This window comes from Rhizobium sp. FKY42 (assembly GCF_005222835.1).
In the GTDB taxonomy this organism is placed as follows: domain Bacteria; phylum Pseudomonadota; class Alphaproteobacteria; order Rhizobiales; family Rhizobiaceae; genus Neorhizobium.
Genome location: NZ_STGA01000056.1, coordinates 5,699 through 29,533, shown reverse-complemented (window position 1 = coordinate 29,533; position 23,835 = coordinate 5,699). Strand labels below are relative to the sequence as shown.

21 protein-coding genes are annotated in these 23,835 nt (G+C 58.6%); 8 read left to right on the top strand and 13 right to left on the bottom strand.

Annotation, left to right across the window (positions count from 1 at the left end):
• A complete protein-coding gene (locus E8M78_RS18800) occupies positions 1-3,009 on the top strand; it encodes a Tn3 family transposase (RefSeq protein ID WP_137136512.1) in 3,009 nt (1,002 codons plus the stop codon).
• Between the two features lie 29 nt (positions 3,010-3,038).
• Here the strand turns inward: E8M78_RS18800 and E8M78_RS18795 are convergent, their stop codons facing one another.
• The 3 genes from E8M78_RS18795 to E8M78_RS18785 are packed head-to-tail and all read right to left on the bottom strand — an operon-like array spanning position 3,039 to position 4,967.
• On the bottom strand, positions 3,039-4,130 hold the full coding sequence (locus E8M78_RS18795) for a ParB/RepB/Spo0J family partition protein (protein ID WP_137136511.1): 1,092 nt from the start codon (positions 4,128-4,130) through the stop codon (positions 3,039-3,041).
• A 58-nt stretch (positions 4,131-4,188) separates the two neighbouring features.
• On the bottom strand, positions 4,189-4,764 hold the full coding sequence (locus E8M78_RS18790; RefSeq protein WP_137136510.1) for a hypothetical protein: 576 nt from the start codon (positions 4,762-4,764) through the stop codon (positions 4,189-4,191).
• Positions 4,761-4,967 (bottom strand): hypothetical protein, encoded by a 207-nt coding sequence (locus E8M78_RS18785; protein ID WP_137136509.1) that lies wholly within the window; start codon positions 4,965-4,967, stop codon positions 4,761-4,763. Before E8M78_RS18785 ends, E8M78_RS18790 begins: the two co-directional genes overlap by 4 nt.
• Before the next feature lie 442 nt (positions 4,968-5,409).
• Between E8M78_RS18785 and E8M78_RS18780 the strand changes: the two genes are divergently transcribed.
• Complete coding sequence (locus E8M78_RS18780; RefSeq protein ID WP_137136508.1) at positions 5,410-5,616, top strand: HTH domain-containing protein; 207 nt, start codon at positions 5,410-5,412, stop codon at positions 5,614-5,616.
• Between the two features lie 32 nt (positions 5,617-5,648).
• Complete coding sequence (locus E8M78_RS18775) at positions 5,649-6,047, top strand: DUF2513 domain-containing protein (RefSeq protein WP_137136507.1); 399 nt, start codon at positions 5,649-5,651, stop codon at positions 6,045-6,047.
• A gap of 6 nt (positions 6,048-6,053) precedes the next feature.
• On the opposite strand, the gene E8M78_RS18770 is transcribed toward E8M78_RS18775, so the two are convergent.
• Complete coding sequence (locus tag E8M78_RS18770; RefSeq protein ID WP_137136506.1) at positions 6,054-6,602, bottom strand: recombinase family protein; 549 nt, start codon at positions 6,600-6,602, stop codon at positions 6,054-6,056.
• A 184-nt stretch (positions 6,603-6,786) separates the two neighbouring features.
• On the opposite strand from E8M78_RS18770, the gene E8M78_RS18765 reads away from it, so the two are divergent.
• The 5 genes from E8M78_RS18765 (at position 6,787) to E8M78_RS18745 (ending at position 13,584) form a co-directional block, all read left to right on the top strand.
• A complete protein-coding gene (locus tag E8M78_RS18765; protein ID WP_137136505.1) occupies positions 6,787-7,908 on the top strand; it encodes an AAA family ATPase in 1,122 nt (373 codons plus the stop codon).
• Complete coding sequence (locus E8M78_RS18760) at positions 7,901-10,171, top strand: S8 family serine peptidase (RefSeq protein WP_137136504.1); 2,271 nt, start codon at positions 7,901-7,903, stop codon at positions 10,169-10,171. Before E8M78_RS18765 ends, E8M78_RS18760 begins: the two co-directional genes overlap by 8 nt.
• A gap of 2 nt (positions 10,172-10,173) precedes the next feature.
• Positions 10,174-10,422 (top strand): DUF2188 domain-containing protein, encoded by a 249-nt coding sequence (locus E8M78_RS18755; protein ID WP_137136503.1) that lies wholly within the window; start codon positions 10,174-10,176, stop codon positions 10,420-10,422.
• A gap of 103 nt (positions 10,423-10,525) precedes the next feature.
• Positions 10,526-11,152 carry a hypothetical protein gene (locus tag E8M78_RS18750; RefSeq protein ID WP_137136502.1) on the top strand — a complete coding sequence of 209 codons (627 nt, stop codon included), beginning with the start codon at positions 10,526-10,528 and terminating at the stop codon, positions 11,150-11,152.
• A gap of 134 nt (positions 11,153-11,286) precedes the next feature.
• Positions 11,287-13,584 carry an AAA family ATPase gene (locus tag E8M78_RS18745; protein WP_137136501.1) on the top strand — a complete coding sequence of 766 codons (2,298 nt, stop codon included), beginning with the start codon at positions 11,287-11,289 and terminating at the stop codon, positions 13,582-13,584.
• Positions 13,585-13,746: 162 nt separating this feature from the next.
• Here the strand turns inward: E8M78_RS18745 and E8M78_RS18740 are convergent, their stop codons facing one another.
• From E8M78_RS18740 to E8M78_RS23575, 9 genes are all read right to left on the bottom strand, one after another.
• Positions 13,747-14,949: an ABC transporter permease gene (locus E8M78_RS18740; RefSeq protein WP_137136500.1), complete on the bottom strand. Its 1,203-nt coding sequence runs from the start codon at positions 14,947-14,949 to the stop codon at positions 13,747-13,749.
• 4 nt (positions 14,950-14,953) lie between these two features.
• Complete coding sequence (locus tag E8M78_RS18735) at positions 14,954-16,096, bottom strand: FtsX-like permease family protein (protein ID WP_137136499.1); 1,143 nt, start codon at positions 16,094-16,096, stop codon at positions 14,954-14,956.
• Entirely contained in the window at positions 16,096-16,803 is a 708-nt protein-coding gene (locus E8M78_RS18730; RefSeq protein ID WP_137136498.1) for an ABC transporter ATP-binding protein, read from the bottom strand. Before E8M78_RS18730 ends, E8M78_RS18735 begins: the two co-directional genes overlap by 1 nt.
• Before the next feature lie 17 nt (positions 16,804-16,820).
• A complete protein-coding gene (locus E8M78_RS18725; RefSeq protein WP_137136497.1) occupies positions 16,821-17,918 on the bottom strand; it encodes an efflux RND transporter periplasmic adaptor subunit in 1,098 nt (365 codons plus the stop codon).
• Between the two features lie 93 nt (positions 17,919-18,011).
• Positions 18,012-19,037 (bottom strand): AraC family transcriptional regulator, encoded by a 1,026-nt coding sequence (locus E8M78_RS18720; protein WP_137136496.1) that lies wholly within the window; start codon positions 19,035-19,037, stop codon positions 18,012-18,014.
• Between the two features lie 162 nt (positions 19,038-19,199).
• Positions 19,200-22,109, bottom strand: coding sequence for a Tn3 family transposase (locus E8M78_RS18715; RefSeq protein ID WP_137136495.1), 2,910 nt, complete (start codon positions 22,107-22,109; stop codon positions 19,200-19,202).
• Between the two features lie 474 nt (positions 22,110-22,583).
• Entirely contained in the window at positions 22,584-22,988 is a 405-nt protein-coding gene (locus E8M78_RS18705) for a hypothetical protein (protein ID WP_137136493.1), read from the bottom strand.
• 2 nt (positions 22,989-22,990) lie between these two features.
• A complete protein-coding gene (locus tag E8M78_RS18700; RefSeq protein ID WP_137136492.1) occupies positions 22,991-23,458 on the bottom strand; it encodes a hypothetical protein in 468 nt (155 codons plus the stop codon).
• Positions 23,459-23,835: hypothetical protein (locus tag E8M78_RS23575; protein ID WP_205910258.1), on the bottom strand; the 377-nt coding region annotated here is incomplete at its 5' end.

The following is a 23,835-nucleotide window of genomic DNA, read 5'->3' as shown; positions in this document are numbered from 1 at the left end:
TTGCCGGTTGGTTTTCTGAGCGACAACCAGGCGCGGGAGTATGGTCGCTTTCCGGGTGAACTGACGTCGGATCAGTTGGCCCGCTATTTCCATCTCGACGACGCCGACCGCACATTTGTCGCCTTTCATCGTGGTGATCACAATCGCCTGGGCGTTGCTGTCCAGCTTGGCTCAGTGCGCATGCTCGGCGTGTTTCTGGAAAGGCCGGAAGACGTTCCCCTTTCAGCCCAGCGCTATACCGCTCGCCAGCTTTCCATTGCCGAACCAGAGGGGCTGATCGCAGAATACGCCCGAAGTGACGGACGGTGGCGACATGCACCGCGCATTCGGCAGCACTATGGCTATCTCACTTACACCGATCACGGTGTCGCGTTTCGTCTCAACCGGTTTTTGTATGCACTGTGCTGGACGGGATCGGATCGACCCTCCGATCTCTTCGAACGGGCGGTAGCATGGCTGCTGGAAGCCAAGGTCCTTCTACCTGGCAAGTCTGTGCTGGAAAGAGCGGTGGCGAGGGTACGCGCACGGGCAACCAACCGGCTTCATAAATTGCTGATTGGGGCGATAACACCGGAACAGCGGATACGCCTCGACAGTCTGGTCGCCGTTCCGGACGGCGAACGGCAAAGCCCGCTCGACCGGCTGCGTGATGGCCCCTACATTCAAAGCGGCCGTGAGATCAGCCGTGCTCTCGGCCGGCTTGAGGAGATCCGCGCTCTCGCGAGCGGATTGCCATCCATCGACCGCTTGCCGCCCGGCAGGGTAACGGCGCTGGCGCGGTTTGCCAGTTCGGCGAAGGCTCAAGCCGTTTCGCGCCTGCCGGACGATCGACGCGCAGCAACCCTATTAGCCTTTATCCGAACCCTTGAGGCTTCGGCCGGGGATGACGTCATCGACCTTTTCGATGCGGTTTCGACATCGATGGTGTCGCAGGCAGCTATGGCCGCCAAACAGGCCCGGCTACGATCTTTGCGAGATCTCGACGCTGCAGCGTTGAAGCTACGAGATGCGGCGATCGTCATCCTTGATCCCGAAACACCGGATGATGCTGTTCGCACCGCGATTTTCGACCTGATCGACAGGCAGACACTCGATGCAGCAGTCGAGCGCGTCGGCACTCTCGCGGAACCGCACGATGACACCTATTTCACCGAATTCAGAAAGAACAATCGAAAGATTGCCTATACGCCGGGCCTGCTCGCCGGTCTCGATCTCGGCGCAGCTCCGGCCGGTCGTCCTCTGCTGGAAGCGATTGATTATCTTCGTGTCGTCCAGTCCGGCCGCAAGCGTGCCGGTCCGCCGCCTACGGCCTTTGCTCCGAAGATCTGGCTCCCTCAATTGAAGACCCCTGACGGCGCTGTCGATCTTGCGGGATATAAACTCTGCGTTCTCGATGGGCTTCGTCGCGCCATTCGCCGGCGAGACATCTTTCCGGTTCGCTCATTACGCTATGCCGATCCGCGCAAGAGTTTGCTCTCAGGTCCTGCATGGGAGGCGGCCCGCCCTACAGTCTGCCGGACCGTCGGGGTGTCCACCATCGCGGATGAAGAGCTCCGGCTCTTATCGAACCGGCTCGATCTGGCCTACCGGGAAACCGCCGATCGTATCCCGATGAACCCGGCCGTCACCGTGGTCAACACGACGGGAGGTCCCGACCTGTCCCTCGAACGCCTGGAGAAAATCGAGGAAACCCCAAGTCTGATCGCACTGCGAGCCGCGATCGACGCGCGTCTGCCTCGGCTCGATCTGCCGGAACTGATCATGGAGATGCATGCGAGAACCGGCTTCGCCGACCTCTTCACCCATGCCAGCGAGGGCAGCTCACGCGCGGAAAACATCGCGACCAGCATCTGTGCCGTGCTCGTCGCCGAGGCGACCAATACCGGTTTCGAGCCTCTGGTCCGCCTCGATATGCCAGCGCTTCGACGCTCGCGACTGAGCTGGGTCAAGCAGAATTTTCTGCGCGCCGAGACGCTGACTGCCGCAAATGCCGCCCTCGTCGCTGCGCAGAACGCCATTCCACTGGCAAGGAAGTGGGGCGGCGGTGATGTGGCGTCTGCCGATGGGCTGCGGTTCGTCGTGCCGGTCCGCACCATTCATTCCGGCCCCAATCCTCGATATTTTGGACAGGAGCGCGGCGTCACCTGGTACAATCTCGCCTCCGATCAGTTCACCGGCCTCAACGCCATGACCGTTCCCGGCACTCTGCGTGACAGTCTCAACCTGCTCGCCATCGTGCTGGAGCAGGAGACAGAGCTTCAGCCAACCGAAATCATGACCGATACAGCCGGATATACCGATACGGTCTTTGGCATATTCTATCTGCTCGGCTACCAGTTCAGCCCTCGCATTGCGGATGTCGGAGGCGCACGTTTCTGGCGCGTCAACGCCCAGGCCGATTATGGAATCCTCGACGATATCGCCTCGAACAGGATCAACATGAAGTTGATCGCCGACCATTGGGACGATCTGCTGCGACTTGCCGGCTCACTCAAGCTCGGCGTCGTCCAAGCCGCTGGCCTCACCCGGACCCTTCAGACGAACGACCGGCCAACCCGTCTCGCCCGTGCCCTGCAGGAACTCGGCCGTCTCATCAAGACCCTCTACCTCCTGCGCTTCATCGATGATGAAAGCTATAGACGCCGTATTCTCATCCAGCTCAATCGTGGTGAAGGTCGTCACCAACTTGCCCGCGTCATCTTCCATGGAAAGCGCGGCGAACTACGCCAGCGTTATCGGGACGGTCAGGAAGATCAGCTCGGAGCGCTTGGCCTGGTCGTCAATCTCGTCGTGCTCTGGAACACGATCTATATGGATGCGGCGATCGACCAGCTCGTGGCCGAAGGGTATGAGGTCAGACCGGAGGATGTCGCGCGCCTGTCGCCGCTAAGCTTCCGCCACATCAACATGCTCGGGCGATATGCCTTCACGGTCCCGGAATTCGTTGCGCGAGGTGAGCTCAGGCCGTTACGCGATCCCAACGCCGCCGATCCGGACGATGAGCCGTAAAATCCTTATGTAGGTTTTCTGCTCCGTTGCTACTCAGACCCCAGCTCGGCCTCGTCGGCTTCAATGGCCGGATCGCCCTCGGCATAGTCCTCGATGCGGCCCGCAATCTCATCGAAACGCTCGGCCAAGGTGGAAAGCTCGGATTGTTTGGCGTCGGTCGGAGCATTGCTCTTCGGGAAGATACGGGCAAAGCCGCCGTTGTGAATGACTGAGGCCTCGAGTCCGGCGTCCACCCATTTCCACCCCTTGATTTTGAGGGTATCGGCCTCCTGTTCAAACCGTCTGGTCGCCAGCGTCACCAGAAGAGCCCGATCCGTCAGGAACGTGGTGTCGGCCTCGGCGAACAGATCGCGCATGGTTGCACCCCCTGCGGCCTCGTAAGCCTCGATCCCGACGAACAGAGCGAGCTTGTCGGTGCTGCGGACATGATCGCGGGTTAGCATGGCGCGAAGCGAGTAGGGGTCACGGTTCCATGATTGTGTTTCGAACCATGCCCGATCCTGCGCGGCGTGGTCGTCGCTGATCGCCAGCGCCTTCGCCTGATCAATGCGGATGGTATCCCCGCGCAGCTCTTCGAGGATGCGCGGGGAGAGGTTTGCAAGCTTGAGCCTCTGGCGCACGGTGGCGACGGACTGGCCGAACCGGGCAGCGATGTTCTCCGGGGTCATGCCGTCCTCGACAAGCTGGCGATAGGCCAGAATCTCATCCACAATGTGCATGGCCTCGCGCTGCGTGTTCTCGGCAAGGGAAATCTCGGTGTCGCTGTCGTCACCGGAACGAATGTTGCAGGGAATGAGTGTGCTCTTGTCCAATCGGCCTTGCGTGACCAGAAGGGTGAGGGCGGCAAGGCGGCGGGAACCGGCGACAACCTCATATTTGTTTCCGCGCTTCGCCTTCCGGACGGTGAGGTTCTGGATCAGGCCATGCGCCTCGATGCTATCGGCCAGTTCCTCGACATTGACGGCGGCATTGAAGCGCCGAACGTTGGCAGGGCTTGGAACAAGGCGTGACAGCGGAATTTCCTTGGTGTCCGATGACAGATAGGTAATGCCGGGGGCGTTGTCCTCGATCTCGGCGGCGACGGCTTCAACGGCGGTTTCGGATGCAGTGATAGCGTTCATGGGAATGGTCCTCATGTTGGTGTGATCGGAAAATGTCTGTGGGGGAGGGGAGTGGCCGTCAGGCGTAGCCGGTCCAGTTGATGGGGCGGCCATCCCAGAGGAAGGCGGTACGCACATTGTCGATGCGCACGGATTTGGAACGTCCATTGACGCGGCGGCGCATGGGCTTTCCGGTGAAGGCGTCGAGGTGAGGGACAACCTTGCCGGTCATCCACGGCTCATCACCCTTGTCGGCGGAAATCTGGCTGACGGCGCAAACCTCGACCATGTGAGCGCCGATGATCTTCGTCACCTGATAGAAATCGATATTGGTCTGCTCATAGCCCCATGAGGCATAGAGAACGTGGCCGACTTCGAAACCGTGGGGCTTCTTGCGCTCGTCGCGGCGTTCCTGCTTCCATTCGGCCCAGCGCCGCCGCCCCTCGAAATGCTCCCTGATCTTGCGTTCGCGGGCCTCGGCGCTGGCAAAGCTGTGGTGCCAGTCGGGCTTTGCTGCCTTGCCGTGGAAGGCGATGGCGGCAGGTCTGCCCTTGGCGCTGGTGTAGATGTAAACAAGGCCGTCACCCGCCTTGTCTGCGATCTTCACGGAACCTTTTGGGATGTAGAAATCGCGTGAAGGGGCAAAACGCATCATTCGGCGCCCTCCCATTCGTCGGCATAGACGGCGGCCGAGCCGATCCCGGCGACCTGACGGGCGCATGTGCCGCCGCAAATGCCGTTCTCATAGGCCGGGAAATACCGATCATAGGCGGCATCGAAATCCGGCAGTTCACCGTTGAGCCGGGCAAGCTCGCCCGCAAAGCTGAAAAACCATTCCTCGAAAGTAGGTTCGCACATTCCCTTGTCCTTTCTTGTCCTAGACTGCGAAGCAGGACCTCGTCCTGCTTCCCGGGGCCGCGCGAGCGGTGGGATGGAGGGGGAAAATAGCCTTCGCGGGGAACCGGCTGCACGGAACGCAGCGCCAGCGCAGTGGAGGAAGCTGGGCGGAAGGCTATTTTGGGGGCGAGAAGGGCAAGGCCCTCGGTTCCCCCATCAGACAAATGAACTCGCGCAAACGCGCGTCATGTCCCGGCAAGCATGCCGGATGCACGAAGGATCGTCACCGCTTGTCGGCGGAAACCCGGAAAGGGGTTCCGTGGAGCCGCACCGCGGCGGAATAGAGCCTGGCCCCGGAGGGGCGTGCCTGTGGAGATCACAACCCCATGAAGAAAACAAATGAAGAACACGCAGCGCCGTGATATGCCTGCATCTCAATCGTTTGACGGCGGAGATTTGCGGAATGACGGCCAATAAAGCCAGCAGAAATGCGTTGATTGAGAAAAAGCGAAAAGACGGAGCAACCCTTGCGGCGCTGGCTCAGGAGTTCAACGTCTCGCAGACGACGATTAGCCAAGTGCTGAATAAGCTCGAATATAACCGCCGCGTCATCAAACGCCGGCTCGAAGCACCTCTACGGCGGGTGACAAAACCATATGATGGGGAATGACACCGCCTTTTGAACAATGGCCGGGAGCCTTCATGAAGCGCGATATGGACCTTATCCGCGAGATTTTGCTGGAAATCGAGGGCGGAAAACGCATGTACGACATTCGCTCAGGCGAAATGAGCAGGGCGCTGGGAATAGAAGAAGAGGGCTCTCTGTCACGCGAAGAGGCCGACAAATGGAACTATCATCTGAACCTTCTGCAGGAATCCGGTCAGGTCGAGTTTCGTAAAACTGGCGCCGGCGGCTGGTTCGTTGAGGGGATTACGTGGTCGGGGCATGATTTCCTGGATAGCGTTCGCGATCCAGATGTTTGGGATAGAACCAAGGCAGGCGCTCTGAAGGCCGGCGGATTTACGGTCGATCTTCTGAAAGACCTCGCCAAGGGCTTCATCAGGAAGCAGATCGAGGATCGGACCGGGATTTCGCTATAGACCGTATTATCCCGAAATGCAGCGGTATAGCGTGGCAGGATGCACCTTCAGCATCGCGGCGACATTACGTGCCGTTTGCCCCTCATCTATCAGTTTTCTGGCAAGAGCGATTTGCTCGGCCGAGAGGGCAGGGGGACGGCCGAATCGAACGCCTTTTGCCTTCGCCGCGGCCCGACCGCTGCTGGTGCGATCATGGATCAGAGATCGTTCAAACTCGGCAATGCCGGCGAAGATGGTCAGCACCATGCGACCAGCTGGTGACGTTGTATCGGCCCACGGCTCTGCCAGCGAACGCAATCCGGCCTTGGCCGCATCCAGTTGTTCGGCAATGTCGAGAAGATTGCGCGTCGAGCGGGCGAGGCGGTCTAGCCGGGTGACGGTTACCACATCGCCGTCACGGAGCTGATCGAACAACGCGGCGAGTTGCGGTCGATCGCGCTTGGCTCCGGACACCTTTTCTTCAAAAATACGCTGACACCCCGCCGCCTTCAGCGCTGTGCGCTGCTGGTCTAAGGTCTGGTCGTCAGTCGAAACTCTAGCATATCCGATCAGCAAGGCGGCTTCCGTTCGATATGGTGTGAGCCGGAATCTACCGCGTGCAATCCGTCGCGAAAACACCAATTTTGCGACATTTTTGATTCTTGCGCTTAATTCGCTACTGACCCTACCCCCTAAATATTATGTTTACATATTTTGAATATCGGTTGACGTTTATTCCTATAAATGAGACTTCTACGCCATGCAAGTTGACAAAGCACTCATAACCACGCTGATCGAAGCCGCAATGTCCGCGGACTACACAGGCGTTCGCAGGATTGGCGGCCAAATCGCAAAACGGTTGGCCGAGCAAAATGATATTGAAGGCGCAAAGGCGCTGCAGAGCCTGCTTCGTAAGAGGGGCGTCCCCCTGCAAGCGTCAGGCTATGCAGAAGCCTTGCCGCGAGATGCCGGCTCGCGCCTGCCTTTAGTAGAAGAGGGTGAATGGCCAACTACGCCGATCCTGCTCGGTAACGAGGCAGGGCATACGATCAGCCAGTTTATCGAAGACGCGCAAAACATCCGGCTGCTGACCGAGAAAGGAGTGTCCGCACGCCTTGGCCTGCTCCTGTACGGACCGCCTGGAACCGGAAAATCTCTCCTGGCAGGCCATATAGCTGCAAGCCTTAAGCGCCCTTTCTACATCGCTCGGCTAGACTCTTTGATTTCCTCGCGTCTTGGCGAAACTGCAAAAAATATTCGTGGGATTTTTGAATTCGTTCCAGCGCGCAATGCTGTCCTCTTTCTCGATGAAATGGATGCTGTTGCCAAGCTTCGTGATGACCGGCACGAGTTGGGGGAACTGAAGCGCGTCGTCAACACCGTGCTACAGGGGCTCGACTCCCTGACTGATGACGTTGTGACAATCGGCGCAACCAATCATCCACACCTCCTCGATCCTGCAATTTGGCGCCGGTTCCCATACAAAGTGGAAATGACGCTCCCGGATGAGGATGTGCGTCGTAGCCTATGGCATCACTTCCTCTTCCAAGATTCCGATACACCGGAAGAAATCGACTTGCTGGCTCGAGCCTCAAATGGCCTAAATGGCGCAGATATAGAGAATATTGCACTCGCCGCTCGTCGCCGCTCGATCCTCGGAAACCAAAAACCGAGCCTCGCCCAGATCCTACTGGCAGTTCAATCTTCGCGCGTCGGCAGCCCTCGCCTCCTAGACAATCGCGAGCTCAGCACGACCGACAAGAAAGCCTTGACGGTATTCCTTCACGAGAAAGGTGGCGCGCGGGTAGCTGATATCGCCAACATTGTCGGCGTCAGCCGCCAGATGGTTCACCGATACCTAAAGGAGGCTGAACATGGCTGAGACTCCACGGCCGCTCCTTAACCCAGTCCTCCTTTTCACACGGGATCCGAAACCCGAAGGTGTGACTGGTGGGGGCAAGAACGCCAAAGGCATCAAGGAAGAACGGCTGCCCAGGCAACGGCAAACGCTTGCAACTCAATTTAGCAGCCTTGCGTCAGAAGCGCCCCAACAGCCGCGCTTTGATGGGCGTGTTATTCTGTATGCGGCCATGTTTGACGATTCACTCGCCCCGACATGGACGCCAAACGATTTGTTTCAACCAGATCGTAACGCCCGCCTTGTAGCACCCTATCGAGGTGGATACCTCGTTGAAGTCGCAGCGTCCCAACTCGGAGGCTTTGCACGCCTCGTCCAGCAAACGAGCACGGCGAAAGACCAGGTCGATATTTCACGTGTAGAATCGGTACGATTTTTCAACGATGAGGATGCGGCTGGCGCTCATTCACTGAATACGATCTGGGATAAAGCACCTGAGACCGATGGCGGAAAAGCATTCGTTATCTGGCTTATGCCACTCCGTGGCCGCGAGGCTGCCGAGAACCTGATCCAGAAATTTGCGGCTCTGCGAGACGGAACGATCATCGCACCACCGCCGCTATTGGCTGACATCACCACAGGGCTAGATGCAACCGTGCCAGCGGCCATGCGCCATAGTCTTCGAGCTGCAAATGCGGCTGGCGATCGCTTCAATCTCGCGGTACGGGAATATCGTCTTCGCCACCGCGCTCGCACCACTGTCATCGTACCAACGGTTACAGCTCTGCAGCAGCTTGTTGCTTCTGGCACTGTCTTTCGAATTGAACCTGTACAGCCGATCAGCTCCACGTCACCGGGAGAGGGCCGCGAACCCGATCGTCCGCTTCCCGCTGATATGCAATCGCTGCCGATTGTCGGTGTTGTAGATGGCGGCATGACAGCCGCCTCCTACCGCCACGCCGAAGCATGGCGCGCGCCGCCCTTTATCAGGGACGGTATTGCTGATACCCAGCATGGCAATCGCGTTACATCGCTAGTTGTTCAAGGTCACGACTGGAACAACAATCTCACCCTGCCGCCGCTCTATTGTCAGATCGGCACTGTACAGGCCGTTCCTCGCGAAAATGTTCGCGCACTTGTCGATCCGCAGGATTTCATTGCTTATCTCGACAGTGTGATGACAGCGAACCCAGAGACAAAGGTCTGGAATTTCTCGCTGAATCAGAAGCAGGAATGCCCGCTCGATTCCGTGAGCCAGCTTGGCCATGATATTGCCCTCCTGGCCCGTAAACACCGCGTACTTCCGGTGATTTCGATCGGCAACAAACCTGGCAATCGGCTACAACCCCCTGCAGATTGTGAAGCGGCTCTGACGGTTGGCGGTCGCCTGCATGGCGACAACGGCGCACCTGGTTCAGAATGCCCGGTCAGCCTTATCGGGCCAGGGCCTTCGAGCATGCTGAAGCCAGACGTTTCTCACTTTTCCCACGTGCGGGCATTGGGCGGCACAATTATTTCGGGGTCGAGCTTTTCGACTGCGCTGGCATCTCCGGTGGCCGCCCACACGATGCGCCGCGTGCGAGAGGCCTCCCCCGATCTTGTAAAAGCGCTGCTTCTGCACAATGCCGATGGGCAAGGCTTTAACCCTGCTCTAGGTTTCGGTACGCCGGCCGTTACATCGCTACCTTGGGAGTGCCGTCCAGGTTTCGTCACACTGCAATGGCGGGCGGCCCTCCGTCCAGGTGCCGCCTACTACTGGGAACTTCCGATCCCATATTCCATGCGCCAATCAGGCAAGCTTCGAGGCATGGGGTCTCTCACGGCCATCCTCAATCCGCATCCAATGGTGACGGACTACGCCGGTCCTAATTATTTCAGCGTCCGGCTTGCGGCTGCTCTGCAATACCAACGCGGCAAGACACCTAAAGGCGCCACGAAGTTCCATAATCTCCTCGGGTCTCTCGACACCGACAAGATCACAGAGCAAGACGCGCGGACGATCGATCACAAGTGGAGCCCGATCCGGCACCACAAAAACGATTTCCAGAGTGTCGGCTTCGATGGCGATACGCTGCGTGTCTACGCAAGACTCTATGCCCGCGATCTTTACCTCTACGGCTACACGGCAGCTGAAGAGGTACCGGAAATGGACGCCGTGTTCGTACTCTCGCTCGGCACGGGAGACGAGGATGATGACGTTTACAACGAGCTGCGCGATCAGCTCGGAGCCTTCGTCGAAACTGCCGTCATTGAAAGCGATATCGACATCGACAACCAAGGAGGTTGATCATGAGCAAGGATAATGACCGCACTATCTACCGCCGCCCATCCGATAACAAATGGGTGGACAAGCGTAATGACGCCAGCCGCGGCTTCACATTCGACACCCAAGCAGCGGCGATCGCCTCGGGGCGTGAAAAGCTTGTCAATTCTGGTGGTGGAGAGCTGACCGTAAAGGGACGCGACGGCAAGATTCGCAGCAAAGACACCTTAGGCGGCGGCAATGATCCGATCCCGCCACGAGATCGAGAGCACTAAAGTCTTCCCGAATTCGGGAGACGGCACACCAGCTGGATATCTGGTGGTCGGCGCGCTTGATGTATGAAGTCGTCAACATGGTGGAAGCCGAGGTGTTACCGACATGCACAGTTTTCCCAGGAGAGTTGCCGAGAATATCCTGCCGAAGTCGACATCGGGCACTCTGCCCGCCGCTTTTCGGGAATGGTACTTCACTGGGGAAACTGTCGACCACGAAATTCCGGAGGAGACCTGCAATCTATGCGACAAGGAAGGTCTCCGATATCATTTCGAAATCAGAAATCGCCAAACGGGTCATCGGCTAGATGTTGGCTCTGAGTGCATCCTTAAATTCCAGGTTGCAGTCTTTGATGAAGGGCGAGAACTGACGCCTGAAGAGGCGCGTAAAGCCCTTGCCGAGCGCGTACGGCAGATGCGCCTAGAAAGCTGCCTGCGTGCATTGGAACGACTGGCAGCCACTGAATCAAACGATATTCTTGCTAGCGCGCTGGCATATTACAAACTCCATAAGGCTTTGACTCCCAAGTTTGCCAACGTGGTATTCTGGCGCCTGCAAGCCAACGCCATCGATCATGATCCGTCATTTTTTAAGGTGCGCCTCGACAAAGCAAGCTACGTCACCGATCTCGGCGCAATGCCATCGCGCAATGTGCATCGGATCTGGAAAGCCTTGACATCCGCTCAGCGCAAAAAAGCTCAAGAACTCGGCCACAACGCGCCAGCAAATTAGAAGCAGTCGCCTGCAAATAGCATGTTGCTTGAGAGCGACCCTGCGAGCCTCAATGTAATGAAGGCTAAGCCAGAGATTTTTCTTGAAATAAACTACGTGAGTTGCGCACATTGCATGCAACTTCGGGGGGAGATATGACGGTCGATCGAATTCAACTTTTGCGCAATGTCGGGCAGTTTGACAATGTCGCCACGGGAACGCAGCTACCGTTCGGCAAGCTGACGCTCATGTACGCGGAGAATGGCCGGGGCAAGACGACGCTGGCGACCATCCTGCGGTCGCTCAGCTCGGGTGAGGCGGATCTGGTCAGCGAACGGCAGCGCCTCGGAGCGCAAAATCCGCCACATATCATCGTGACCCGGCAGGGCACGGCGCCTCACATGTTTCAAAACGGTGCCTGGAGCCAGCCGCTTCCGCATATTGCGGTCTTCGACGATGCTTTTGTGGCGCAGAACGTCTGCTCCGGCATCGAGATCGAAACGGCCCATCGCCAGAACCTGCATGAACTAATCCTCGGCGGGCAGGGGGTACAGCTCAATGCGACGGTGCTTCAGCATATCGCCGCGATAGAGCAGCATAACCGGACGTTGAAGGAGCGGACCGACGCCATTCCCCAAGCCATGCGCGGGGCGCTGACGGTCGATGCGTTCTGCGCGCTCCAGGCCGATGCGGGAGTGGACGGCAAGATTGAAGAGGCGGAGCGTCAATTGGCCGCTGCGCGGGCTGCCGACGCAGTCCAGCGCCAGGACACATTCCAGCTGGTGAGCCTGCCGGCATTCGACGCGGTGGCGATCAACAGCCTGCTCGCACGGGATTTGCCCGCTCTAGAAGCCGCCGCCGCCGCCCAGGTTCAGGCGCATTTCGGCGTGCTCGGCCAGGGCGGCGAAGCGTGGGTGAGCCAGGGGATGGGCCGCATCGGACCGGCTTCGGCCGGTGAAGATCACGAGGTCTGTCCGTTTTGCGCCCAAGATCTGAGAGGTTCGCCGCTCATTACACATTACCAAGCGTATTTCAGCGCCGAATATCAGACGCTAAAGACGGACATCGCTACCGCGATATCAGGCGTCAACACCGCCCATGCCGGCGACACCCCGGCCGCCTTCGAGCGCGGTATCCGCACCGCCGCGCAGACTAGCGAGTTCTGGACGCGATTTACACAGGACGTCCCTGCGATCGGGGTGGATACAGCGGCAATTGCCCGCGTCTGGAACGCGGCGCGCACCGCTGTTGTGGCGGCGCTACGGAGCAAGCAGGCTTCCCCGCTTGAGCCGTCGGCGCTTTCGGCTGAGGCGCAGGCTGCGATCGATGCCTATGAAGCCGCACGTCGCGATATCGAGGCGCTCTCTGGACGCCTACAGGCCGCCAACGCAAATATCGCCATCGTCAAGGAGCGTGCGGCCGGCGCCAACCTTGCAGCTCTCACGGCCGACTTGCAGCGGCTTGTCTTGGTCCGGACACGCCATACACAACCCGCGACAGATCTCTGCACGGCCTATCTAGCCGAAAAGCAGGCTAAGACCGCAACGGAAACGCTGCGCGACAATGCCCGGGAGGCGCTCGACCAGTATCGTCAGAGAGTTTTTCCGGCCTACCAGACGGCCATCAACGACTACCTCCAACGATTCAATGCGGGGTTTCGCATCGGCGCCGTTGCTTCGGTCAACAGCCGTAGTGGTTCGTCGGCCAATTATAACGTTGTAATAAACAACGCCTCGGTCGCACTGACCGGAAACGGTCCGTCTTTCCGCAACACCCTGAGTGCCGGCGATCGTAACACGCTGGCGCTCGCTTTTTTCTTTGCCTCGCTCGATCGCGACCCATCGCTCGCCGACAAGATCGTCGTGATCGACGACCCCATGACGAGCCTCGATGAGCACCGCTCCTTGACCACCGTCCACGAAATGCGGACGCTCCACGACCGCGTCAGCCAGATGATCGTGCTTTCGCACTCCAAGCCGTTCCTTCTTGGTGTCTGGAACGGCGCCGACCGGGCAGCAAGCCGTACCGCCATCCGGATCGCCCGGCAGGGTACCGGCTCAACCTTGTCTGCCTGGGACGTGACGCAGGACGCGGTCACCGAACATGACCGTAGGCATGCCCTCGTCAGCGACTATATTGCAAACGGCGGCCCGGAGACCGAACGCGAGGCGGCGCAAGCACTACGCCCGATCCTGGAGGCCTTCATGCGTGTCGCCTTCCCGGCGCACTATCCTCCGGAGACTTTGCTCGGCCCCTTCCTGGGACTTTGCCGACAGCGCGTTGGAACTGCCCATGAGATTTTATCACAGGCCGACATCACAGAACTGGAAGCGCTTAAAGACTACGGCAATCGTTTCCACCACGATAGCAACGCAGCTTGGCAAACAGCCGTCATCAACGATCAGGAGCTTACCGGCTTTTGCAGACGCACCTTGGCGTTTGCACGCCGGTAAAATGGAAAGGAACCGCATTAGGACAACTACTACCCAAAGCTGTCGCTAAAATCGGTCGCGTAACTCGGTATTTTGCGAAAGACTTTTGCGAACGAAATTTGTACAAAAATTCAATGCCAGTCGTTCTTGTCGCGAAAATTAGAATTTTTGCGACATGACCGGTTATCCGCGAGCGCGCAAGGCGGCCGTTAAAGGCAGGCGCGTGGCGGAGTGCGCAGGCAGAGCTCCACCGACAACACCAATTGCCAGGCCCAAAAGACCTGCTGTCAGCATGACATGGCCATTCATCGTGAGCTGGAACGACAGGCTCGCATTGTTGGCGCCAACGGTGCTGGCCTGCCAGCCGTTGAACATCAGCCAGGACGCCATCAGGCCGATGAAGACCCCCAGCACTGCAAGCGCAATGGCCTCAACCCATGTCGCAATGAAAGCAGAAAAACGGCTGAAGCCGAGCGCTCGTACAGTGGCGATTTCGACCGTTCGATCAGACACCGAACTCATCATCGTATTGAGCGCCCCGGCCGTTGCGCCGAGCGCCATCAGCAGAGCCAGCGGCCATCCGAACAACCGAATGAGATTGGCCGTTCCGGCTGATTGCGCGGCGTAGAGATCGGCTTCGGTCACGACATTCAAAGGCGTATCGGAGATGGTTGCGAGAGCGGCTCTCAGTGTACCGATCGCATCAATCCCCTCAAGCCGCAAGCGAAGGCTCTGCACTTCGCCCTGCCGGTCGAAGGCCGCGCGAACCGCGTCGAGGTCACCCCATATTTCGGATTCGAACGCACTGCCACCGGAGGAGAATTGACCGACCACCGTCCAGTTCACGGAGCCAAGCCGCACCGATTGCCCGATCGCAAGCGCTGGGAACGCGGCGGCGATCTGCTTTCCGACGACGATCTCGCGCGCACCCAGTCCCGCAAAGCGCCCTGTTGTCAATGTGATCCCATCCCTCAAGGCGGGGCCGGTCGGGTCCATGCCCCGCAGCGCCAGCATCTTTGTCTGGCCAGTCTTGTCGTCGGTCTTTTCGACGGGCACGACGATTTCCCGTGACACAATGAGGTTACCCGCCGAACCCCGTGCAGCGCCTATGTCGCCCCGCATGGCCTCGATGGTGCGGATGACGCCGGCCGGCACATCGGAGCCGGTCTCCTGGTTCGTGCCGCCTCCAAGGATCACGGCCACGGTCGGAGAACCGGCGCTTTTCAACGCCGTCTCGAAGCCGGCGGCCATCGAGAGAAAGCCGGCCAGCACGCAGACGACGAGCGCGACGGAAAAGGCCATGGATGCCGCGATCGCTGAGCGACGTGGCAGGCTCAGGAGGTTTGCTCTGGTCATGACGAGCACTTGATTGAATTGGGATGACATCTTCTTATCTCGCTCTGAAGGCGGTCGTGATCGGTGTGCGCATGGCGTTTATGGCCGGTATCAGGCCGGTGACGAGCCCAAGCGCGGCGATGAGTGAGGCGGCCTTGGCCAGCACCGTCGTCGAGAAGACGAGGCCGAGCGCCGGTCCGGTCATCACTGTGGCAAGCTTTGCCAGGACGAGGCCGAGCGTGCCGCCGAGTGCAAACAGAAACAGTGTCTCGCCGAGGACAAGAATGAGAATGCGCTTCCGTGAGAAGCCCAGGGTTTTAAGGACGCCGATTTCGAAGGTGCGCTCGCGCACCGCAAACATCATTGTATTGATGACGATCATCAGCAAGGTCACGAAAGCGGCGCCAATGACCAGATTGATGATCAACCCGACATCGGCATATTGGCGCAGGAAGCCTTCCAGAAACTGCTTCTCCGATTGAGTGCGGGTCGGTGTCGCTGAATTGGCGAAGATGGCATCGATATGTGCTGCAAGCGCGCCAGCGGAAGTACCCGGCGCCGGCCGCACGACGAAGGCATCGACGGTATCCGTGCCGCGCGAACGCGCCGTATTGATGTAATCGTAGTTTGCCAGCATGAAATAGGTGTCAGTGCTGGCGGTCTCGCCTTCGAAAATGCCGGCGATGTCGAAGCGCCAATCGCGGCTTCCGTCCTTGCGCGCGGTCTGGAAAGAGGTGACCGTGATGCGCTGACCAACCGACCATCCCTGTGCCTGCGCGAGCGCCCGGCCCACCAGCACCCGGTCGCGCGCCTCGCCGAGCGCCGAAACCAGTTCCGGCGTCAGGCCAAGCTCCTTGCCGTTCACCTTTGTGATCTGTGCGGGATCGACTGCGCTCACCGCCACCACGTTTTTCTCGACCGTCACGTAGCCGCGCATGCGCGTCGTGTAAGCGACTGAGGCGACGCCGGGTTCGGCGGCAATGCGTGTCATGGCGGCCATCGGCAAGGCTTGCGTTCGCCCAGCCGCGCTCATGACGCCCAGGAGATCATCGCTGGCGGCGGACGTTCCCTGTGTGCCACTCAGGAAGCTTGCGGTCAGCCCGTAGATCAGGAAGGCGACTGTCACGCAAAAGATCAACAGAAGCGTGCGCAATGGCTTGCGCCAGGCGTTGCGCCTGGCAAGGCGGAAGAAACTCATCAGGCGGCCTCCCTCTCTTCGGTGAAACGTCCCTTGTCGAGATGCAAGGTCCGGCGGGCGTGACGGGCGGCCTGCGGATCGTGGGTCACCATCACGATGGTCTTTCCCAGCTCCCGGTTGAGGAGACGCAGCATGGCCAGCACGTCATCCGCCGATTTGCGATCGAGATCGCCGGTCGGTTCGTCACACAACAGGAGATCGGGATCGGCCGCGATAGCGCGGGCAATGCCGACCCGTTGTTGCTGGCCGCCGGACATCAGGCCCGGATACTGTCGCTCACGCCCCGCAAGGCCGACAAGATCGAGAACCTTGCCGACGCGGATGCGACGCTCTTTTGCCGAGACAGGCTTGAGCAGGAGCGGCAGTTCGACATTCTCCGCCGCAGTTAGCATCGGTAGAAGGTTGTAGAACTGGAAGACGATGCCCATGTTGTGCGCGCGCCATGCCGAACGGGCGCTTTCGCCCATCAGGTCCAGTCTGGCGGCGCCAATGGCAATCTCGCCCGCGTCTGGGCTTTCGACGCCCGCCAGCATATTGAGCAGCGTCGATTTGCCCGATCCCGACGGCCCCATGACGGCGACGAAATCGCCTCGCGGGATATCCAGATCGAGATTGTCAAAGATCGAGATTGCCTCTCCTCCGATCCTGTATCCCTTTTTGACATGTCGAAAACGGATAAAGGGCGTGTCTGTTGGCTGATCGCTCATGGCTGGGCTTCTCCGACTTAAGGTTGGGATTGTGTCTGGGGTTCCGGGACAGAGATGCGGATGCGTGCCGCCATGTTGGGCCTGATGCCGGCAGGCGGATTGAGGAGTGAGAGCCGGATTCCGACCGTGCCTTTTTCGACGGATGCGACCGGCGCGACCCGCTGCAGCTCGATCTTGAACGGTTGATCCGGAAAACCGTCGAGGACGGCCTCGCCAGGCAAGCCAGCTCGAAGCATCGAGGTATTGGTTTCGGCAACATCGGCGTCAATGACCATGTTGTTCATGTCCGTTAGCGTCAGAAGGCTCTGGCTTTCCCGGACGCTGTCTGCACGGGCAAGGACCGTGTCGCCCACGTGGGCGGTCAGTTTCGTCACGGTTCCGGCAAAGGGCGCGCGCACTGTCAGCGAATCCACTTGCTCTTGTGCAATGCGGATTGCGAGTTCGGCACTGATGATATCCTGGCGAGCCTGATCGACGAGGTTTGAAGCGCTCATCCAGGCTGCTTCCGCGTCCTCAAAGTCCTTTCTGGACGTCGCATTCCGCTGAACGAGCGTCTCGACGCGATGAAAAGCCGCCTCCGTCTGCGCAAGGCTGATTTCTCGTGCAGCCAGGACCAGATCGGCGGAGACCTTGGTCGCCCTAACCTGTTCAAGAGCCAGCATTGCGCTCGGATCCTTCAGGATGACGAGTGGCTGGCCGGGTTGGACCCAGTCGCCAGGCTCGACGGCAATGCCGGTGATCTCGCCCTGATATTTGGCGAAGACGGCTGTCGATTGCGGTGCGACGACATAGCCGGAGCCCGTAATCTCACGTGCGGCTGGCGACGACGGCTTGGCATCGACAGGCAGTTTGTTGCTCTCGATCGCATCCTTTTGGAGCGAGATGGACCGAACCGTTGTGGCAGGTTCAAGCGCTCCAAAAAGTGCGGTCTTGATGGCAATCGCAGAGTTCGGGGAAATGAGGATAACGGTCGCAGGAACGACTGCGGCCATCAGGACGCCCGTGATCCAGAGGATCGCTTTGCGGCGTGGCTTCGGCGGTTCGGTCATCGTCTCCACAGACAGAGACTTGAGCGTTTCGGCGAGCTTTCGGTCGTGTTCGGTGAGCGTGTTCATGCCGCAAGCAATGCCGGCTTTATGGGTGCCGCTCGACCTCAAACACGTTTCAGACCGTGCTGAATCGCGATTTTGGACGTCGTGAAGGCGAATTCAGCCGGAATTTGCGCGGCTTGATCGCCACTGGACAGGTGTCATGTCGGTGACCCTGCGGAACTCGCGGTTGAAATTGGATTTGGTCTGAAAACCCACATCGAGCATGACTTCAGTCACCGATTTTTCTGTCTCGGCCAGAAGCTTGCAAGCCTCCGCGATACGCAACTCGTTGACATATTGCGAGACATTCTTGCCGGTGGTCCGATTGATCGCGGTCGAGATTTGTCGCGCCGGAATAAGAGCTTTGCGCGCCAGCCGATCGAGGTTGAGGTCGGGATCGCGGTATGAATGCTTCATTTCCATCAGCGACTGGATCGCGGCAAGCGTCTCCTTGTCGCCTGACTCGTCAGCTGCAGGAGCCTCGGTTTCGGCATCCGAGGAGTTCCGGCCTTGAACCGCGACGGCGGCTGCGATCGAGAGGACGACAAGCGCAACGAGGTTGCCGGTCGCCACTATGCCTGCCGCATGCCGGCCGTGTGTCCAGGAGAAATCGAAGACTATCAGCAGATCGAGCGCCGCCGACATCAGCAAGGCCAAAGCGGCGAAGACGAGAGCCCGATAGACCGGAACGGCGCTTTCGAAGGGTGTCCTCCTCAATCCGTCGGGTCCCCGCCGCATGAGATTGAGGATCGCTCCTGCATATCCGATGAAGATTGCCGGCAGAACCACATCGATCGCACCTCGCCATCCCGTCGCGGTCAACAGAGTGACGATGGCAACCGCCGGAAGGGCGTGCAAGACAATCGACCAATCAAGGGCGCGATCGTCTTTGCGCACCAGCCGCGCAACACCGCAATAGACAAGCGGCGGCACGAACGCAGCCCCCACAGGCGCCACATACATCACTTCGACTATGCCGTATCCCCAGCGCAGCCCGGACAGAACCGCTTGGAACGCACTGAGCAGAATGAGCACAAGAAAAGAAGCGTTCCGGGAAGTACGGCCATCCCCAGCCCTCACCACGACGATGAACAGGATGATGAGAAGTATGGCGACGAAAAACGATAGCGGAAGGAATAGCATGCGGGCCGGACATTAAATTTGGGTGAGTTCAGACGCGCTTTTGCACCTTGTTCAACATCTTTGCGACCTGAAACACGTTTTAGGTCGCGATTGTCGCAAAACTCCCCACAAAAGTTAGAATTTTGCGCCCGAGTTTTGCAACGCGCATTTTCGCACCGCTACTCAGGCAGCGATTTTGCCGAAATCTATCCGGCTGTCCAGATCGAGATCGAACCGACCGTAGGGATTGACGTGGGCGTAGATCAGCGGGGTAAGGCCGCGATAATCTTCCGGTACCATACGACCGTGCCAGGCTGGTTCTGCAAGCACTGTTTGCAGCATGCGCGTGTTCACATAGACGAGCGAAGCCTGAAGAAGGTGTAGCGCCAATGCCGAAACCTCCTGCTCATCAATGCGGTTGGTCGCCATTTCACCACCTTTACCGAAGAAGACGAAACCGTTGGCGCTATTCCAGTTTTCGACGACGTTCAGCCCTTCATGGATTTCCCGGCGGAAGGCTTCCTGGCGCAGGTAACGGCATAGAAAGGTCGTCTTGAGCGCGCGGCCGAGTTCGCTCAGCGCCTTGTAGGTCGGATGCATTACTTCTGCCCGCGCGAAGCGGCGCAGGATCGCCTCCGGATCGGCCGTGCGCGTCTGCATGGCAGCGGCATATTTAACCATTTCGTCATATTGCTGCTCGATCTCCTCCCAGTTGATCGGGTTGGAAAGGACCGGAAGCAGGTTCGGCAATCTTGCCCGGAAGCTCGCATCCGGTAGTGCCAGCTTCTGCCGGGCAATCGCCTTCAGGCGCGGGGCGAGTTCAAAGCCGAGCAAGCGGCAAAAGGCGAAACTAACGGCGCTCTGGCCGTGGCTATCGACATATTGCCGTTGGATTTCCAGATCGGTGCAATGGCGAAGAACACCTTCGATCATCGATGCAACTTCCGACGACGAGCACCGCTTGAGCTGGGAATAGACGCAGGTGGCCCGCCTTTCGACATGCCAGTAGATCATGACGCCGCGCCCGCCATAGCGAGCATGCCACTCCGTCATCAGGTTGCGATCCCAGGCCCCGAACTTCGTGGAATCCGATGCGCAGGCCGTTCCGGCGTCACCCCAGACCGCTGCATTGCGAATTGCAAGCGTTGCATTGGCAACCCGAGCGCAGGCTTCCCGCAAAGCGCCCCCGTGAATGAAGCGGCGATGCACATGAAGAAGTTCCTCATAGCTGGCATCGGTGGTGGCACCGGCCACCCGCTTCAGCCCGGCATTGGTGCCGAGGCCATAGAGGCAAAGAAGCAGTCGTTGATCCAAAACAGGCTTGGAAAGGGCGACACGGGAGGCCGAGGTCTCGAATGCGTCAAGAAATCCGGTGTCGAGGGCTGCTTCCTTCAGCACATCGAGAAGGCCCGTCATCGGCCAGCGCTGACCAATCTCCGATTTGATGGCTGCCAGCCCTTTCGGTTCCGGCGCTGGCTTGAACGGCGTGATCGATATCCGGTTTTCGCCGCGCCAGAGGATTCTCACCTTCTCGTTTCGTGGCATTGTTTCGTTCAGAAGCAGCAACTCGTGTTCCAGCTCCTTGCGAACCATCGCCACAAATTCGCATGCGTCCTGTGTCAGGTTCAGCTTGGAATAATAAGAGGAGCGTCGAGCCGCAAAATCCTTCGGGAGATCATCATCGGGATTGCGGTAACGGTCCGCGCCGACAACCCAGATTTCCTTGGACCTGATGCATTCCCGCAATTGGGTCAGGACGCAGAGTTCATAGCTGATCCGGTTGACGCGACCATTTCCATCAATGACCGAACTGCGCCACTTAGCCGGGATCACATCGTCTATCGGCACATCCTTCTGCGGCACGAACCGGCAACCGTCCTCCAGCCTTGCCTTGATCCAGTCGAGGGCGGACAAAACTGGTCGCCAGACCGCATTGTTCGACCGGAACTCCAGCACGGAAAGCAGGCTTGGTAGCATCCGCCGATAGTGATTGGCCCATGAATTGCGCATGACTGCATAGATGCGGCGATCAAGCGCCCCCTTGGCACTGCTTTCCTTGATGATCGCCGCCAGCTTTTCCTTGCCGACAACCGGAAAGATGACATCGCAGATGCGACCGTCCGGATCGTCAATCGATGCGGTTGCAATGTCGACGAGCAGCCGTTCCTTGCCATAGACCCGTTCGACATCCTTGGCGATATCACCCACCACCTTCCGTTTCGACCGGGTTGTGATCTTGTGTACCGTTTCCATGAGCAACTCGACCATTGCATCGGTCATCGCCGTTTCCCGCGCCATCAGATACACCGCATAAAGCGCGAGTTGGCGTGTCTCTGTATGACGGCGCATCTCCGATGCCTTTTCGCCGGAAACCCGGCGGGCAACATGCTCGATCCAGGCCGGGTTCATCGCTGAAAGCATATTCCGTGGGAGTTTCAGGCTCCGGATGAACGCAAGCCGGGCGGTCACCTCGAGAATGTTGTCCAAGGTTGCTCGCCCCGCGTCTGCTTTCATCGCATTGAAGCCTGTCAACCCTTCCGCGTCAGCCAGGGAGCTTTCCATCGCTGCAACAGTCCCAGGCGGAAGCGCTGCGCTCACCTCATGAAGCCAGCCGTCGAGATATTGTTGCCGTTGCGAACGAACAAGCCGTTCAAGCTCCTTGGCAGACGGACCATAGATATTGCGATCCCGGCACCAGAGGAACATCGCCTCAAGCATGGCGCTGACGGATTGTCCGGACGGGCAAAGCTCGCCGATAATCCAATAAGAAAGCGCTTCGCGGTCTTGTCGCGTCATGCGGCCAAAGCCGAGATACTGCAAAATCTCGGCGCAATGCCGACGTGCTGTTCTCCCGCCGAAATCATAGCTAGACAGTTCGTCGGCTGGGATGCCGATCTGCTCGGCCAGGTATTCGGCAGCATCGGTCGGGATCAATGTGCCATTGTCAGCGAAAAAACCGCGTGCGCTGAAAAACTTCAACTGCGAGGCCAAGCCGAGCCTCGTCGCGGCCGGTTTGGAATTGATGAAATCAATGTCGGCGAAGCTCAGGCTCCATTGGCCGACAATGTCCGAACTCGTAATACCCGTACTCATTAAAGCGCTCCTCAAATTGGAGCGCAATGTCACGACCGGGCACTTCTCGGGTCAATCCTCCACGCCGTGTTCCCACAACGTTCTGCGAGTTGGCCAAAATCGCAGCTTCGGGCCGACTGGGCCAGAAAGGAGCGCAGAGGGCCGTGGAGAGGCTTCAGAGCCGCGAGGCTACAGCAGACGCAGCATCGGCGTCTGAGCGATCTCGAAGCGCAACAGCGAGAGGCATGGAGCAAGTTAACGGGCATCTTGCAGGGCTTCACCGAGCGATTGACCGCATCCGAGGCGCGGTTGAGCGCCTACGAGACCGGCACGAACTCATTGAACGAGGCACTCAGCAGGCTCAGGAAATAAACCGCCAGCAGCAGCGCCAACACAGCAGGGGAATGGACTTCGAGCGGTAGAAACCCGCCCGCCCCGGCCCTACAGCCCAATCAAAAAGAGCGGGCCGGGGCGGGCTAGCCGTTGGGTGCATGGTTATGGGCGCTTAGAATCTCTTGATAAAAAAATGCTGTCCTTTGGTATCGGATGCTCTTCCGGCATATCCGCGAGCTTACCTGATACACCGTAACCACGGGCGATCTCATTGTTGTCGTTTAGAAATTCTAGATATACGTCTTTGTTATCTTTGTAGACGCTATAAGCTACCGTAAAATTCGCATCACCAATTTCATCGAAATACGGTGAGACGATTTTGGTGAATTCCGCATGACACTTTTCGATTTCGCTGTCTTCGTACAGAAGAATCCAAGTTGGCAATTCTTTCCAAGCACTGTGAAACTCTCCTTGAACTTCTTTCCATAGAGTTCCCTCATGCTCTTTTAGCTTGGCAAGACTTTGGTCTCTTATTTTTGATAGAGCAAAAAGGCGCTTTTGGTCCATTTTTAATACACTCCGGGCTGTGTTGGAGCCGGTCGAGTCGCCCAATGCCAACTGTCATCGTCTGGCTCTGGGCATCCGAGAGTTTCTCCAATTTGTATGATGTCCCTAATCGTTTTTTGCTTCTGTTGGAATTGACGCACGTGCCCCATCCAGCTCCCTATGCCGGGTGTAGGATGTCTCTGCCATTCATAGTAGTGGTCATTGAAGAGATTGTTCTTGTCTTCTCGCATTTCCTGGGCGCGTTTTTTTAGTTGATTTCGCAATTTTTCTCGCTGCTCGGCGTTGTCCTTGCACTCTGGCGGTGGGCAGGTCGAGCAAGCCTGCGTCGTGGCTGCTGCTTTGAATTTTGCGTTTGCCTTCTGCTGGGCGTTGGACATGGCCAGCCCTGCGGTTCCCGCCGCTGCGCCAATCCCCAGCGCCCACAACAGGGCTTCGACAGCAGGGGGAATCAGGATGAGAGGGGCAGGCATCTAGAGCGCCTCCAGCCTGTTTACCTGAAACTGCATGAGATATTTAACCCGATTGTTGGGGTGGCTCGGTATCGAGGTATCCGTCATGAATTTTTGCATCTTGAGGAGTTGTCCCTCATGGGAATTGGTGATGCGCATGTAAGACCATTTAGCGAACGCCACATTGTGGGTGACGCCAAGCTTTTGCGCCTCCCGGATGTATTGGGTCGTCGCTGTTTCCAACTGCGGGCCAGACATGGGCCGTGTGACCTCGGGGGCGACTTCCCGAAGGTACTCGGAAATCTCGCGTGCTAACCGCGATACCCTTGTCGTTTCTATCGCTTCCACGGTTTCCGGTGTCCATCGTAGCGGGCCGGGAGGCGGTTCCGCCGTTGAAT